The organism is Pseudomonas sp. 22085 (assembly GCF_052045815.1).
GTDB classification, from domain to species: Bacteria; Pseudomonadota; Gammaproteobacteria; order Pseudomonadales; family Pseudomonadaceae; genus Aquipseudomonas; species Aquipseudomonas glycinae.
Window position 1 is genome coordinate 1 of sequence record NZ_JBQEQA010000026.1, and the last position, 15147, is coordinate 15147.

Annotated in this window: 12 protein-coding genes; 7 read left to right on the forward strand and 5 right to left on the reverse strand. The window is 60.2% G+C overall.

Annotation, left to right across the window (positions count from 1 at the left end; all coding sequences use genetic code 11):
• Window positions 1-226: 226 nt before the first annotated feature.
• Window positions 227-1183: a threonine dehydratase gene (locus ACTJK7_RS25550; protein ID WP_064382254.1), complete on the reverse strand. Its 957-nt coding sequence runs from the start codon at window positions 1181-1183 to the stop codon at window positions 227-229.
• Window positions 1184-1280: 97 nt separating this feature from the next.
• Here ACTJK7_RS25550 and ACTJK7_RS25555 point away from each other — a divergent pair, with 97 nt between their 5' ends.
• Both ACTJK7_RS25555 and yghU read left to right on the forward strand, forming a co-directional pair.
• Complete coding sequence (locus tag ACTJK7_RS25555) at window positions 1281-2126, forward strand: helix-turn-helix transcriptional regulator (protein ID WP_440780863.1); 846 nt, start codon at window positions 1281-1283, stop codon at window positions 2124-2126.
• A 170-nt stretch (window positions 2127-2296) separates the two neighbouring features.
• Window positions 2297-3136 carry a glutathione-dependent disulfide-bond oxidoreductase gene (yghU, locus tag ACTJK7_RS25560; RefSeq protein WP_440780861.1) on the forward strand — a complete coding sequence of 280 codons (840 nt, stop codon included), beginning with the start codon at window positions 2297-2299 and terminating at the stop codon, window positions 3134-3136.
• A 54-nt stretch (window positions 3137-3190) separates the two neighbouring features.
• On the opposite strand, the gene ACTJK7_RS25565 is transcribed toward yghU, so the two are convergent.
• The 3 genes from ACTJK7_RS25565 to ACTJK7_RS25575 are packed head-to-tail and all read right to left on the reverse strand — an operon-like array spanning window position 3191 to window position 5503.
• Window positions 3191-3682 carry a DUF2269 family protein gene (locus tag ACTJK7_RS25565; protein WP_440780860.1) on the reverse strand — a complete coding sequence of 164 codons (492 nt, stop codon included), beginning with the start codon at window positions 3680-3682 and terminating at the stop codon, window positions 3191-3193.
• 2 nt (window positions 3683-3684) lie between these two features.
• A complete protein-coding gene (locus ACTJK7_RS25570) occupies window positions 3685-4812 on the reverse strand; it encodes a saccharopine dehydrogenase family protein (protein WP_440780859.1) in 1128 nt (375 codons plus the stop codon).
• Between the two features lie 49 nt (window positions 4813-4861).
• On the reverse strand, window positions 4862-5503 hold the full coding sequence (locus ACTJK7_RS25575; RefSeq protein WP_440780857.1) for a LysE family translocator: 642 nt from the start codon (window positions 5501-5503) through the stop codon (window positions 4862-4864).
• A 155-nt stretch (window positions 5504-5658) separates the two neighbouring features.
• On the opposite strand from ACTJK7_RS25575, the gene glcD reads away from it, so the two are divergent.
• The 5 genes from glcD (at window position 5659) to ACTJK7_RS25600 (ending at window position 13122) form a co-directional block, all read left to right on the forward strand.
• Window positions 5659-7158: a glycolate oxidase subunit GlcD gene (glcD, locus tag ACTJK7_RS25580; RefSeq protein WP_440780856.1), complete on the forward strand. Its 1500-nt coding sequence runs from the start codon at window positions 5659-5661 to the stop codon at window positions 7156-7158.
• Window positions 7158-8222: a glycolate oxidase subunit GlcE gene (glcE, locus tag ACTJK7_RS25585; protein WP_440780854.1), complete on the forward strand. Its 1065-nt coding sequence runs from the start codon at window positions 7158-7160 to the stop codon at window positions 8220-8222. The genes glcD and glcE overlap by 1 nt, the downstream gene beginning before the upstream one ends.
• Before the next feature lie 3 nt (window positions 8223-8225).
• Window positions 8226-9443, forward strand: a complete 1218-nt coding sequence (gene glcF / locus ACTJK7_RS25590; RefSeq protein ID WP_108561288.1) for a glycolate oxidase subunit GlcF — start codon at window positions 8226-8228, stop codon at window positions 9441-9443.
• Window positions 9444-9548: 105 nt separating this feature from the next.
• Window positions 9549-12167 carry a bifunctional diguanylate cyclase/phosphodiesterase gene (locus ACTJK7_RS25595; RefSeq protein WP_108561285.1) on the forward strand — a complete coding sequence of 873 codons (2619 nt, stop codon included), beginning with the start codon at window positions 9549-9551 and terminating at the stop codon, window positions 12165-12167.
• Window positions 12168-12351: 184 nt separating this feature from the next.
• Window positions 12352-13122, forward strand: a complete 771-nt coding sequence (locus ACTJK7_RS25600; RefSeq protein ID WP_323151844.1) for a helix-turn-helix transcriptional regulator — start codon at window positions 12352-12354, stop codon at window positions 13120-13122.
• Window positions 13123-13189: 67 nt separating this feature from the next.
• Here the strand turns inward: ACTJK7_RS25600 and ACTJK7_RS25605 are convergent, their stop codons facing one another.
• Window positions 13190-15145, reverse strand: coding sequence for a MacB family efflux pump subunit (locus tag ACTJK7_RS25605; protein ID WP_323162387.1), 1956 nt, complete (start codon window positions 15143-15145; stop codon window positions 13190-13192).
• Window positions 15146-15147: the final 2 nt, after the last annotated feature.

The following is a 15147-nucleotide window of genomic DNA, read 5'->3' on the forward strand; positions in this document are numbered from 1 at the left end:
CACACGAATTGCTTGATTCAGTTGTTAAAGAGCGATTGGTTAAGATCTTTCGTCTCAACCGAGGCGCGCATTCTACAGCAGCCTCATTTGCTGTCAAGTGATTATTTTCATTTAAATTCAATCACTTGCGTCAGAAGCAACATAACGTTGCTCGCTAACCGGAGGCGAATAATACCGGATTGAAATTCGTGGTCAACCCCCGTTTGAAAATTCTTTTCACCGACAATCAACCAATCACCGTGGCATACACCGACTGGTCAATATTTCCCCCGGACAGAATCACGCCGACCTGTTTCCCCTGCATTTTTCCACGCTCCTGCATCAATGCGGCCAACGCTGAGGCACCCGCGCCTTCTGCGAGGTTGTGGGTATCGGTGTAATAGACACGCATGGCTTGGGCGATCTCGCCTTCGCTGACCGAGACGATCCTCGTCGCCCCTTCCTTATAGATGTCGAACGCCTGCGCAATCGGCTTGCGCACGGCCAGGCCATCGGCAAAGGTGTTCGCCGACGGGGTTTCGCAGATCACGTTCGCTTCAAACGACAACTTGGCAGCCGCGGCTTCTGTCGACACCACCCCCACCACCTCGGTATTCAGTCCTAGCGCGTCGCGAGCGGCGATCACACCACAGATCCCCGATCCGCAACCGATGGGCACGTAAACCGTATCCAGATCCGGCGCAGCACCGAACAACTCCAGCGCATACGTTGCCACCCCCTTTACCAGTTCAACGTGAAACGGCGGCACCAGGAAAAGGTCATGCTCCTGCGCCAGACGCGCCGCCTCCTCACGAGCCTCGTCAAAATCGCGCCCGCACTCGACCACTTCACCACCAAAGCCACGCATGGCGTTGTTCTTTTCCAGCGAATTGCCCCGCGGCACCACAATCAACGCCTTCAGCCCCGCCGCCCGCGCCGCCAGCGCCAGGCTCTGACCGTGATTGCCACGCGTCGCAGAGACAATGCCTTTGACAGCCGGATGTTCACGACGCAGCCAGTGCATAAAGGTAATACCGCCGCGCACCTTGAAGGCGCCGGTGGGCGTATGGTTTTCATGCTTGACCCAAACGGTGCAGCCCAACCGCTCGGCCAGTAACGGCCAACGGTATTGGGCGGTGGCCGGCATCACCTGATAAACCTGACGGGCAGCATTTTCAATATCATCGCGAGTCAATGCGTGCATATAGGTAGTTCCTTGAGTTTTGGCTCAGTCTAGGCACGGACGCATGACGTCGGCTTTCAAAAAACCGACCTGACTTTTGTGCGCTCCCTTCACTACTATGGTGTTCATGAGCCATCGAAACCGTCGCCATTCCATAGTCGCTGATGAGCCGATACGTCGTGTCGAAGCCGGTCCGTGGGCGATCGAGCTGCTGCCCGGCGCTGCATACTCGGTGCGATACGTGGCGACCCAGTCCGCGATTGGATTTGCCTTCGACAGCCAGCGCGGCGTGCACGCCATTGGTACTGACCGGATACGCCCCTTCGATGCGATGCCCAATGGCCTGGCGTTTGTTCCGGCTGGATGTGACGTGTTGTCCGAGTCACCCATGGGCGGCGAGTACCTGCGAGTGATACGCACAGACGGCACGGCACTGGCGGGAGACAGTGCGTTCAACAATCGCATCGACCCGCAGGCTATTCACCTCGCGTCGCGAATGCGCAATGCGCTGCTGCAAGCCTCTCTGGATGATGACTGGGAAAGCTGGGCGCTCAACCTGGCTGAACGGGTTGAGGGCCATGAGGCCGCAATGCATCAAGGCTCGATCACCGGCAGCCGAATGCGCCTGCTGGACGAGTTCATCGACGCCGGCCTCGGCAGCCCGCTCAGCGTCCCGGAAATGGCGCAATTGCTGGACTTGTCAGAGGGCTATTTCATGCGCGCCTTCAAGCAGGCGACCGGCAAAAGCCCCCACAGTTACCTGATCGACAGGCGGCTGACCAAAGCCCGAGCGTCGATGCGCGATACAACGGCCAGCCTCTCGCAGATAGCTCTCGCTTGCGGCTTCAACTCACAGGCGCATATGACCACAGCCTTCAAACAGCGCCTCGGCGTGAGTCCGGCGCAATTGCGCACAGATTCGCGCCATAGCTCTGCTACCGACACACAACATTCTTCTATATAGAAGAAGCGGCCAGAAGACCGGCACCCGCCGGGCTCGTTTTTTACCCAAACCATTTCAGCGAACAACCAGTGGCATTCAAACGCCCTTCTATGGTGTCCTGTTCGACAAGAGCCCGGCACGCTCCCTGCCCGGCTCACGTCATCCAGCATACAACCGATGAGGTCCGTTTCATGAGCAAGGCGCCCTACGCTCCACCCAAGGTCTGGAAACACATCGCTCCGTCCGGCGGCCAGTTCGCCAGCATCAATCGTCCGATTGCCGGGCCGACGCATGAAAAAACATTGCCAATTGGCAAACACCCGCTGCAGCTCTACTCGCTGGCCACACCCAACGGCGTGAAAGTGACCATCCTGCTTGAGGAGCTGCTGGCGCTCGGACACACCGGCGCCGAGTATGACGCCTGGCTGATCCGCATCAACGAGGGCGATCAGTTCTCCAGCGGCTTTGTCGATATCAACCCCAATTCGAAAATTCCGGCGCTACTGGATCGCAGCGCAGAACCGGCCATTCGCGTCTTCGAATCCGGCTCGATCCTGCTTTATCTGGCGGAAAAATTTGGCGCCTTCCTGCCTACCGACCTGGCGGGACGCACCGAAACCCTGAACTGGCTGTTCTGGCAGATGGGCTCAGCGCCCTACCTCGGCGGTGGCTTCGGACATTTTTATGCGTATGCGCCGGAGAAACTCGAATACCCGATCAATCGATTCACCATGGAAACCAAGCGGCAGCTGGATGTGCTCGATCGCCGACTGAGCGAAAGCCCTTACCTTGCCGGCAACGACTACACCATCGCCGACATCGCGGTCTGGCCTTGGTACGGGCAATTGGTGCGCAACAATGTCTATTCTGCCGCCGAGTTCCTTTCCGCTCACGAATACACTCACGTGCAGCGCTGGGCGCAAGAGATTGCCGAACGGCCTGCGGTGATTCGTGGCCAGCGCGTCAACCGGACGTGGGGCGATGAAGCGAGCCAGGTTCCGGAGCGGCATCAGGCGAGCGATCTGGATTGAGCTTCGCCTGATACGACGCGACGTCCGGTACGAGTGTATCGGGCGTTGCGTTCGCTAGACCAACAGGTCGGCCCACTGCCCCGGCGTCATCTTCGTCACCATCAGCAGCACGATCACGAACATCCCCAGAAAACCGGCAACACCCATCCAGAACCACTTTCGATAAACGCAGCGGTAGTCATCAGCGAGCCCTGCCCCAGTCTCGACTGCGCTTGAAGCCATCACGTACAAACGCTTCTGAAGCACCAAAACCGGCAACCAGAGCGAGCCGACGCACAGGAAAATGATCAAGGACGTCAGTACCCACTCCGTGGTCAAGGGTATTGCGGCAAGCCTGGTCAACCCGTAACCCGTCGCGACCTGAATAAAGCCCGCCGGCGTGGTGATCCAGGCGTCGAATCGTACGACCATTCTCGCCACGTGCGCGATCACCAGAGGGTTGGCTGTACGGCTCGCGGCGATCAAGTAGAGGTACGACCCCATGCCGAATCCGAACAGAAAAACCGCGGCGATGATATGAATGTATTTGAGGCATAGGTAGAGCACGGTCAGTTCTGCCCGTCAGAGAAATGCATCGACAGGCTCAGATTCTGCGGATCGTTGATGGCCGCCATGTACTCGTCAACGCTGACCTCTCCTACACAAGGACGTGCGCCAGCCTCGGGCTGGTATCCCTGCGCGATTTTCGCGGCCAGGGCAACGGCTGCGCAGCTGGGGATTTCCGGTCCCTTGTCATTCCGGGCGGTGAGCTGCACCGTCATGGCCAGCGGTTTTCCGTCGATACCGAGTCCTGTCACGTCGATATACATTGCGCTTTTGCCATCACCGAATCGCTCGAACCAGGTCCCCCAACGATGAAGCCGCGCGGCCCAGGGAAGATGATCACGAAACGCACCAAACCTGCGGGCCAGCGCGAACAGACCGTTGGCCACACCACCCAGCTTCAGGCCCGCACCCGCCTTGAAACTCAAGGTTTGTGCGCCATAGCGTTTAGCGAAGATATCCATGTCCGGCACGTCGACATTCGCCAGCACCCGAACGCCCAGGTGAGGCATCTTGCGCAACGTCAGGTCCAGCCAGCCTGCCACCTCATGAACCTGGCCATTCCTGAGTTGCCTGATCGGCTTGCCGGCGTAGGCCAGAACACCTTCAACCGTCGACAGGCCCGGCATTTTCGCCGACGAGGAAATACCATGTTCGATCGAATCGATGCGGGAGAAGCGATGCCGCTGTTCATCGATAAGAGCCGATGAAAGTGTCGGCACCGAACTGCAACCGCTGAGAATCGCCACCCCGGCCTGTTTCGCGCGGGCATCGAGGATTCCGATGTCGTTGACAAATGTTCGGCAGTCGGACAAATCGCAATAATGCACACCCGCGCCAATGCAGCGCTCGGCAACCGCATAGGATTGCCCTTGAAACGGGCCGCCGGTGTGGATGACCAGTTGAATGTTCAGCGATTTCAGAGCTGCGTCAAACCCGTCCCCCATCGCGTTGCCGCACCAACTCTCGCAGACAACGCCCGACCGGGCTTTCAGCTCGTCGACTTTGTGCGCCAATTTCTGCGGATCGCGGCCTGAGATCACCAGCTCGATGTCAGGCATCTCAATCAAATGCCGACTGACAATGCTGCCGAAATTTCCATAACCGCCGACCACTAAAACCCTGAGTGCCACGCAATGCTTCCTTGAAATGGATGACTGATTTCAGTCGGACAGCTTTTACTTACGCGGCCTGCCGACGCATCGTCAGAATCGCAGCCCCGAAACCGATAAACGTAGTTCCCACCACCCGACTGACCCAGCGGGACAGCGCAGGCCGGGTCAGCACGCCCTTGGCCCGCGAGGCGAGCGCTGCATAAAGCGTCAGCGACGTCACCGACAACGCCATAAAAATCGAGGTGAGGATCAGAAACTGCGGCAGCAATGTCGCGCCCTGATCGATGAACTGAGGAAACAGTGCGGTGAAGAACATTGTTGCCTTGGGATTGGTCACGGCCGTCAGGAACGCTGACTTGTACAGTTTGCTGCGAGTAGGCCGGACCTTTTTCGACTCATCTTCAACGTGCTCCGGGAGCATCGAACCTTTTTTGAACAACTGCCGGATCCCGAGGTAGAACAGATAACCGGCACCGATGATTTTCACCGCGTTGAACAGCATTTCGGAGCTGGCCAGCAAGGCCCCAAGTCCCAGCATCGCTGCAGCCGAGAGGCAGAACAGGCCACTGGCATTGCCGAGGGATGACCAGATTGCACTGCGTTGACCATGGGCCAGGCTGTTGTTGATCGCCATCAGGGTCGCGGGCCCCGGGCTGGCGATCGCAATCGTGGCAACCAGGGTAAAGGCCAGAATCGAGTGAGAATCCATTTTCCATGCTCGTTGGGGTGAGGTGGCGGCATATTACAGGAGCGCGGGAGCCAACGGACCTCCGGCCGCTACGCTTTACTTCTCGGTGTCAGCAGCCCAATGATGGAAACCGGCACCGACCTCGAATAACGACAACGGAGGGTCGTCCAACGATCATGAACATTCTCTACGACGAACAGGTCGACGGCGTTTTGCCCGACGTCGACAAGACTGCACTTCTGCAAGCCCTGCTGCACCAATGGCCAGACCTGGAAGTGTTGCATCAGCGCGAAGAATTGAAGCCTTATGAATGCGATGGGCTGTCCGCCTATCGCACCACGCCGCTGCTGGTGGTACTGCCACGACATATCGATGAAGTTCAGGGCGTGTTGCGGATCTGCCACGAACGACGTGTGCCGGTGGTGGCCCGGGGCGCCGGGACCGGATTGTCCGGCGGCGCTCTACCGCTGGAAAAAGGTTTGCTGCTGGTGATGGCGCGTTTCAATAACATCCTGCACATCGATCCCGCGGCGCGTACTGCACGGGTTCAACCCGGTGTGCGCAATCTGGCGATCTCCCAGGCCGCGGCGCCGTTCGGGTTGTATTACGCGCCTGATCCTTCCTCGCAAATCGCCTGCTCCATCGGCGGCAATGTGGCGGAAAACGCCGGTGGCGTGCACTGCCTCAAGTACGGACTGACCGTGCATAACCTGCTCAAGGTCGAGATTCTAACCGTCGATGGCGAACGCCTGACATTGGGATCGGACGCGCTGGATTCCCCCGGTTTCGACCTGCTGGCACTGTTCACCGGTTCCGAAGGCCTGCTCGGGGTGATTACCGAAGTCACGGTCAAGCTCTTGCCCAAACCGCAGACGGCCAAAGTGCTGCTGGCGGCATTCGACTCCGTGGAAAAGGCCGGCCGCGCAGTGGCCGACATCATCGCGGCCGGCATCATCCCCGGCGGCCTGGAAATGATGGATAACCTGGCGATTCGCGCGGCCGAAGACTTCATCCACGCCGGTTATCCGGTGGACGCCGAGGCGATTCTGCTTTGCGAACTCGATGGCGTTGAAGCCGATGTCCACGATGATTGCACGCGGGTCCGGCAAGTGCTCGAACACGCCGGCGCCACCGAACTGCGCCAGGCCCGGGACGAAGCCGAACGCGTGCGATTCTGGGCTGGACGCAAGAATGCGTTCCCCGCCGTGGGCCGGTTGTCGCCGGACTATTACTGCATGGACGGCACAATTCCGCGCCGCGAATTGCCCGGTGTACTGCACGCAATTGCGCAGCTTTCAGCCGAATATGGCTTGCGGGTCGCCAATGTATTCCACGCTGGCGACGGCAACATGCACCCACTGATTCTGTTCGACGCCAACCAGCCCGGCGAGCTGGAACGTGCCGAAGCGCTGGGTGGCAAGATCCTCGAACTGTGCGTGAAGGTCGGCGGCAGCATCACCGGCGAACACGGTGTGGGCCGGGAAAAAATCAACCAGATGTGCGCGCAGTTCAACGGTGACGAACTGACCCTGTTTCACGCCGTGAAAGCGGCGTTCGATCCGAGTGGCTTGCTCAATCCCGGCAAAAACATTCCGACCCTGCACCGCTGTGCCGAATTCGGCGCCTTGCACGTACACCACGGGCAGTTGCCCTTCCCCGAACTGGAGCGGTTCTGATGGGCGATACAAAGGATTTCGATGACAGCGCCACTCTGCTGGAACAGGTCAAGCTAGCGCTGGAAAATGCCACGCCGCTGCGCATTCAGGGCGCCAACAGCAAGGCTTTTCTGGGACGCATCGTCGGCGGTGAAATTCTCGACACCCGCGCTCACTGCGGCATCGTCCGCTACGACCCGACCGAACTGGTGATCACCGCGCGCTGCGGCACTCCGCTGGCAGAATTGCTGGCGGTGCTGGACGCCTCGCAACAGATGCTGGCCTGCGAACCGCCGGCATTCGCCGACGACGCCACCGTGGGCGGCATGATCGCCAGCGGGTTGTCGGGCCCGCGTCGCCCGTGGTCGGGATCGGTGCGCGACTTTGTGCTCGGCACACGGATCATCACCGGTCACGGCAAACACCTGCGCTTTGGTGGCGAAGTCATGAAGAACGTTGCCGGTTATGACCTGTCGCGCCTGATGGCCGGCAGTTACGGATCGCTTGGGGTGATCACCGAAGTCTCGCTAAAGGTGCTGCCCAAACCGCGAGCGTGCCTGAGCCTCAGTCTGGAGATGTCCGGCGAACAGGCGTTGCTGCGTCTGGCCGAATGGGGCCAGCAGCCGTTGCCGATCAGCGCTGCCTGTCACGATGGCCGGCAACTGCACTTGCGTCTGGAGGGCGGCGAAGGCTCAGTGGCGGCCGCCCATGATCGACTTGGCGGCGAGCTGATCGACAGTTCGTTCTGGGCCGATCTCAACGAACAGCATCTGGGCTTCTTTGATCAAGACCAACCGCTCTGGCGCCTGTCCGTGCCGCTCAACACCCCGCCGCTGAACCTGCCCGGCGAGCAGTGGCTTGACTGGGCCGGTGCGCAACGCTGGCTCAAATCCACGGCAGAAGCGGCGAACATTCGCAAAGTGGTCGGCCACGTCGGCGGCCACGCGACCTGCTACAGCCACGGCCTGATCGATGAACCGTTCCATCCTCTGGCACCCGCCCTGCTGCACTATCACCGCCAACTCAAACGACAACTCGACCCCCGGGGCATTTTCAACCCCGGGCGTCTGTACGCGGAGCTTTGAGCCATGCAGACCAACCTCAGCCCGCAAGCCCGACAACTGCCCCGTGCCGAAGAGGCCGAAAGCATCCTGCGCACGTGCGTGCATTGCGGGTTCTGCAATGCGACCTGCCCGACCTACCAATTGCTCGGCGATGAGCTGGACGGCCCGCGCGGGCGCATCTACTTGATCAAGCAAGTGCTCGAAGGCAACGAAGTCACGGCCAAAACCCAGCAGCATCTGGATCGCTGCCTGTCGTGTCGCAACTGTGAAACCACCTGCCCTTCCGGCGTGGACTATCACAACCTGCTCGACATCGGCCGGGCGGTGGTCGACGACGCCGTTGCGCGGCCGCTCGGGCAGCGTCTGTTGCGTGAAAGTCTTCGACGCGTCGTGCCCAATCCGCAGATGTTCAAAGGGCTGATCAAAGCCGGCCGGATGTTCCGGGCGCTACTGCCCCATTCCCTGCAAGACAAACTGCCACGCAACGTGGTGCTGCCTGCACCACGTCCCGTCATCGGTCATGCGCGACAAGTGCTGATGCTCGAGGGTTGCGTGCAGCCAGGCGTGTCACCCAATACCAATGCCGCAGCAGCCCGGGTGCTGGATCGTCTGGGCATCAGCGTGATTCCTGCCCGCGAGGCGGGTTGTTGCGGCGCGGTGGATTATCACCTCGACGCCCAGGCCAGCGGTCTTGAGCGCGCGCGCCACAACATTGATGCGTGGTGGCCGGCCATCACACAGGGCGCCGAGGCGATCGTACAGACTGCCAGCGGTTGCGGTGCGTTCATCAAGGATTACGGGCACTTGCTTCGCACCGATCCGGCTTATGCCGAAAAGGCCAAAGCCGTCAGCGCGCTGGCAAAAGACCTGGTTGAGGTGCTGCGCGAGGAGCCGCTCGAGTCCTTCGGCATCCGCGCCAATCAACGTGTAGCTTTCCATTGCCCCTGCACTTTGCAACATGCACAGAAACTCGGCGGTGCAGTGGAGTCGGTGCTGACCCGCCTGGGCTTCGACCTGACTGCCGTCCCCGACGCTCATCTGTGCTGCGGCTCGGCGGGTACTTATTCGATCACCCAACCGGCGCTGGCCAGGTCACTGCGCGACAACAAACTCGATGCGCTGGAGAGTGGTCATCCCGAGATCATCGCCACCGCCAACATCGGCTGCCAGATCCACCTCGACGGCGCCGGCCGCACGCCCGTCAGGCACTGGATCGAGTTGGTGGACGCGCATTGTCGATGAAAGTCCGAAGTGCCTGCTACCCTTCAAACGGTGGCGCAGACAAGACTGAACATTGCGTCGATCCAAGTGTTCTAGATGCCGTAATCACGGATCAAGGATGAGCGAATGGACTTTTCCACTCATGCGGCCCCGCTCCCCTCGCCTCAACGTAACGCCACCCGACGCCTGGCCTTTGCCGTAGGCGTGCTGTTCATAGCCGGTGTCATCACCGCCGTCGGTGCCCTGTTAAGTATTGCGACGCGGCTCGATGACGACGATGTGAACGACAACCTGTTCTATTCGACCCGAGCCCTGGAAAACCGCATCCTGGCTTCAAAAAACTACATCACCAGTTACGCCTACTGGACAACGGCCTATGAGCATCTGAGCGCTCAGGTCGACACGAACTGGGCCTACGTTGAACAAAACCTCGGCAAAACCCTGTTCACCAGCGATGGCTATGACGGCGTATTTGTCCTGAACCGGGAACAGACCAAATATGCGGTGGTGCGCGGCCAATTGGTCGAAGCAAACATTTCCGGTTTTCTCAAGGCGTCGGCCACTGCACTGGTCGACCAGGTACAGCTGCAGAGCGACCTCACCAAGCCCGTCAGTACCTATTCGTTGTTTGAAGACTGGCCGGCGCTGGTGACGGCGGCGGCCATCATTCCCAATGACGAGCGCCCCACCGAAGAACCCCGTAACACCTCCGTGCTGGTATTCGTCGACAAGCTGACGCCTGCCAAACTGCGGAAGATCGGCAGCGGCTTCGGCCTGAACAACCTGACCCTGGCCCCGGACGAAACCATCGAAGCGGGCCAGCCCCGAGTGCCGCTGGACAGTACCGGTTACAGTCTGGTCGCAGACCTCGAGCGTCCGGGGCAACAGTTGCTGTGGTCATTGCTGCCGACGCTTGGCAGCATTTTGCTCATCCTCATGCTGTTGACCGGCTACTTTTTCCGGCATGCCTTGCGCTCGTCGCAGTACGTGGACAACAGCTTCGAAGCGATGCAGACCTCACACCGCGCAATGCAAGCGGCCAATCAGGCACTTGAGGCCAGTGAAGAACGTTTTCGCGCCGTGGCTGAAGCGGCTTCGGACTGGATCTGGGAAATCGACCGGCACCTGTCTCTCACCTATCTCTCGGCGCGCTTCAGTACTGTGACCGGTTACCCACGTGAACAGTGGCTGGGACAGGACATCATGCAGTTACTGTCCTGCGATACCACGCCGCTGGAGCTATGGCTCAAGAAACTGAACGAAGAGGTCAACGCCAGTGACCTGCGCTGTACCTACCGCGATGAAACAGGACAGCAACGCTATTGCCGGCTGTCCGCCAGGCCGATCGTCGAAAGCCATTCCATCGTCGGGTATCGCGGCACCGCCAGCGACATTACCGATGAAGTGGCGGCCCATGCACAGATCCAGCACCTGTCCATGCACGACGCACTGACGGGGCTGCCCAATCGCAACAAACTGGCGCGCTATCTGGAAGAGGCCCTGCAACTCAAAGAGCATGCCGCGCCCCTGTCACTGCTGATGATCGATCTGGACAACTTCAAGCCGATCAATGACTCACTGGGGCATCCGGCCGGTGATGCGGTCCTGCAGGAAGTCGCCAGGCGCCTGCGCGAATGCACGCGTGATCACGACATTGTTGCGCGGCTGGGCGGCGACGAATTCGTCGTCGTGCTCAGTGGCATGGACTCGCATCAGGAAATCGACCGGTTCTGCACACGTCTGATCGGCAGCCTGCATGAGCCGGTGATGTTCGAGCATCATCCGTTGCACATCGGTGCCAGCATCGGCATCACCCTGAGCCGGCGCCACGGCTTCGAAGCCGCAGAGCTGATTCGCTGCGCCGACATCGCGCTCTATCAGGCCAAGTCGGAGGGCAAGAACACCTGGTGCTATTTCGAAGCGCACATGAGCGACCAGATTCAGACGCGTCGACAAATGGAAGACGACTTGCGCAAAGCGCTGAAAGACAACGAACTGGTGCTGCACTACCAGCCCCGCTACAAGGTGGACGGCAAGGAAATTGTTTCGGTTGAAGCCCTGGTGCGCTGGCAGCATCCGACGAAAGGGCTGCTCGGTCCCGATCTGTTCATTCCGCTGGCGGAGCAGACGGACCTGATCGTCCCCCTCGGTCGCTGGGTATTGCGCGAAGCCTGCCAGACCGCCCTGACCTGGCCTGCAGAAATCCTCCTGTCGGTGAACCTCTCCCCTGCCCAGTTTGCACTGAGCGATGTCGTCCAGGATGTGCGCGAGGTACTGGTCGAAACCCGCTTTCCGGGCAGTCGTCTGGAACTGGAGATCACTGAAAACGTCATGCTCAACGACACCGACGGTGCATTGACAACCATGAACGCGCTGAAAGAGCTGGGCGTGAGGTTGAACATGGATGACTTCGGCACCGGCTACTCCTCGCTGGGCTACCTGCGCGCCTATCCGTTCGACGGCATCAAGATCGACAAGCGTTTCATTGCTTCGATCAGCACTGGCAGCAATGATCGTGCGGTGGTGCAAGCGATCATCGGTCTGGGCAAGGCAATGGGCCTGAATGTCACGGCCGAAGGCGTCGAGACCGAGGAGCAACTGGCCATTCTCGGCAAGGATCAATGCAACGAAGTGCAGGGTTATTTCATGAGCCGACCCATCGACAAAATGGCTTTTGCCCGTCTCCTGCAAACCTCAAAACACTCTGGAGCCGTCAATCATCGCTCGAACACCGCGCGCTCATGAGGACCGGCGCCTGCCCGGCCATTGAATGTTCGGGTTATGAGCTAATAGCCCCTTCATTAATCCGTCGCTCAAACGTTGTACTAGGATAGGATCCAAATTTCCCGATTTGTGGTCGCCGGCCAAGGACATCCGCCGGAGACTCGGGAAAGCGCAATTCCCCCATTGCTACTCATGGATGAAACACATGAACTCACACCTGTTCCCTCACATCGGCAAAGTCATCGCCAGCACTGGCAGCCGGCATTTTCCGCGGATGCTGCACGACCTGATCCTCACCCAACTGGCCGTGGATGCCACACACATCCGGCAGATGCGCGTGGAGCCGGTCGGACGTACGCAACCGCGCATCGACCCTGAATGCCCCAAAGAGGCGGCACTGACGGCCGAGACGGTGTATTCCGAACTGAGCACCGATCCCGGCAACAGTGACGTGCCCGCCCCCGAACCCTCCACGGTCACCGATGCTTCGCAGTTGCACCTGACCCGGCGCAAGGACGGTTACCGTTATGTGATTTCCGTGTACCGCTGCGGGCCGTCGAAGCGATTTTCCGCCCGGGAGCGTAGCCTGTTGCAGGACATCTCCCCGGTGCTGCTGCCGATGGTGGAAAAGCATATCCACGCGCTGCAACCGGCGAGTGCGGATCCCGAAGTGCAAGCCGCAGCGACCGAAGCATCGCTTCAAGGCCTGGAGACCCTGCGATTGCGCTTTTGCGAGCGCGTTCAACACCTGGGCCTGAGCCTGTCGAACCGAGAGATGGAAGTGTGCGTGGGTCTGCTGGCCGGGCGCACCGCGCCTGAACTGGCCGAGCAATTGCAACTGAAGGTCAACACCGTCGAGAGCTACCTCAAGCGCGCCGCCATCAAACTGGGGATCAGCGGTCGCCATTCGCTGATGCGCTGGATGTATTCGCCTGAGGACTGCCCGGCCGCCTGCGACCCGTCCAACGCGGCCTGATCGATCACGCGCCTGTAAAAAAACCGCCGTCCTGCCAGGGACGACGGTTTTTTTCATGTCCGGCCCCTCAGTCCCGCGCCAAGGCCTCGATCGGGTCGAGCCGCGAAGCATTGCGCGCCGGCACGAAGCCGAACACGATGCCGATCAGCGTCGAGCAGAACACCGCTGTCAGCACCGAGCCCAGCGAGAACACCATCTCCCATTCCTTGATGAACAGCGAAAACAAATGGCCGATGGCGTAACTCAACGAAATTCCAATCGCCCCGCCCAGCAGACAGACCATCACCGCCTCCACCAGAAACTGCTGGCGGATGTCCGACTGCCGCGCCCCCACCGCCATGCGAATGCCGATTTCCCGGGTACGTTCAGTGACCGACACCAGCATGATGTTCATCACCCCGATGCCACCCACTACCAGCGAAATCACCGCAATCAGCGACAGCAACAGCGCCAGCGAGCGGCTGGTTTTCTGCACCGTCTGCATCACGCTGTCGAGGTTGTTGGTGAAGAAATCCTTGGTGCCGTGGCGCTGCAGCATCAGTTTGTTGACGTTGTCTTCCACCACCTTGCTCGGCTGGCCGTCCTTGATCCGCACGCTGATGCTGTCCAGGTAACGCTGGCCCAACAGCCGGCCGGCGGCAGTTTCATAGGGCACCCAGACATTGAGCGACTTGCTCGACGAGAAGATGTTCTTGTTCTCTGCCGCCACGCCAATCACGGTGCACGGCAGGTTGCCGATCAGGATCACCTGCCCCAGCGGATCGACTCCCTCACCGAACAACCGTTGGCGAGTGTTGTGATCGATCACCACCACCTGAGCCTGGCGCCGGGCATCGCTTTCGCTGAAAGGGATGCCCGACTCCATCTTGATCCCGCGCACCTGGAAGTACAGATCGCTGACGCCGTTGACCTGCGCATCGAGGTCAATGTTGCGATAGCGCAGCAAGAGATTGCGCCCGACCACCGGCGTGGCGCTGTCGACGTAATACAGCTGATTGAGCGCCGCCACATCCGCCGGCACCAGGGTTTCGATGGCCGCCGAGCGACTGTCGCCGAAACTGGTGCCGGAATAGATATCGATGGTGTTGCTGCCGATGGCCTGAATGTCCTTGAGCACATAGCGTTTGGCCCCCTCGCCGATGGCCGAGATCGATACCACCGAGGTAATGCCGATGACGATCCCGAGCATGGTCAGCAAGGTGCGCATGCGATGGGAAATCAGCGCGACCCAGGCCATGTTGAAGGCTTCCTTGAACAACCCGAGGCTGGCCACCAGACGCCGTGCTGCTGTGGATTTGGGTACCGCGTCCTCATTGCTCAATGCCGTGCTGTCGCGCTCGTTGCGCCGGTCGCTGAGGATTTCGCCGTCGCTGACTTCAATGATGCGCTCGGCGTTGGCCGCGACCTTGGGGTCGTGAGTCACCAGAATCACCGTGTGCCCGGCCGCGTGCAGCTCCAGCAGGATGCGCATCACCTCCTTGCCGCTGGTGGTATCGAGGGCGCCGGTCGGCTCATCCGCGAGAATCACTTCGCCGCCGTTCATCAAGGCCCGGGCGATACTCACCCGCTGCTGCTGACCGCCCGAGAGTTGGCTCGGGCGATGGGTCAGGTGCCCTTCCAGCCCAAGGCGCGCCAACAATTCACGGGCCCGGGCATGGCGCTGTGGCTCCGGCGTGCCGGCGTAGATCGCCGGCATCTCGACGTTGTGCATCGCGCTCAAGTGCGGCAGCAAGTGATAGCGCTGGAAGATGAAGCCGAAATAGTCGCGACGCAGTTCGGCCAGCGCCTGATTGTCCAGATCCCGGGTTTCCCGGCCGTTGATCCTGTAGCTGCCAGCCGTGGCGTAGTCGAGGCAACCGAGAATGTTCATCAGGGTCGATTTGCCGGAGCCCGAGGCACCGATGATCGCGACCATTTCCCCGGCATTGATCGTCAGGTTGATGTTCTTCAGCGCGAGAAATTCACGATCGCCAGCCGTGAAACTGCGGCTGATGCCGGTCAGTTGCAGCAGAGGTTCGCTCATGC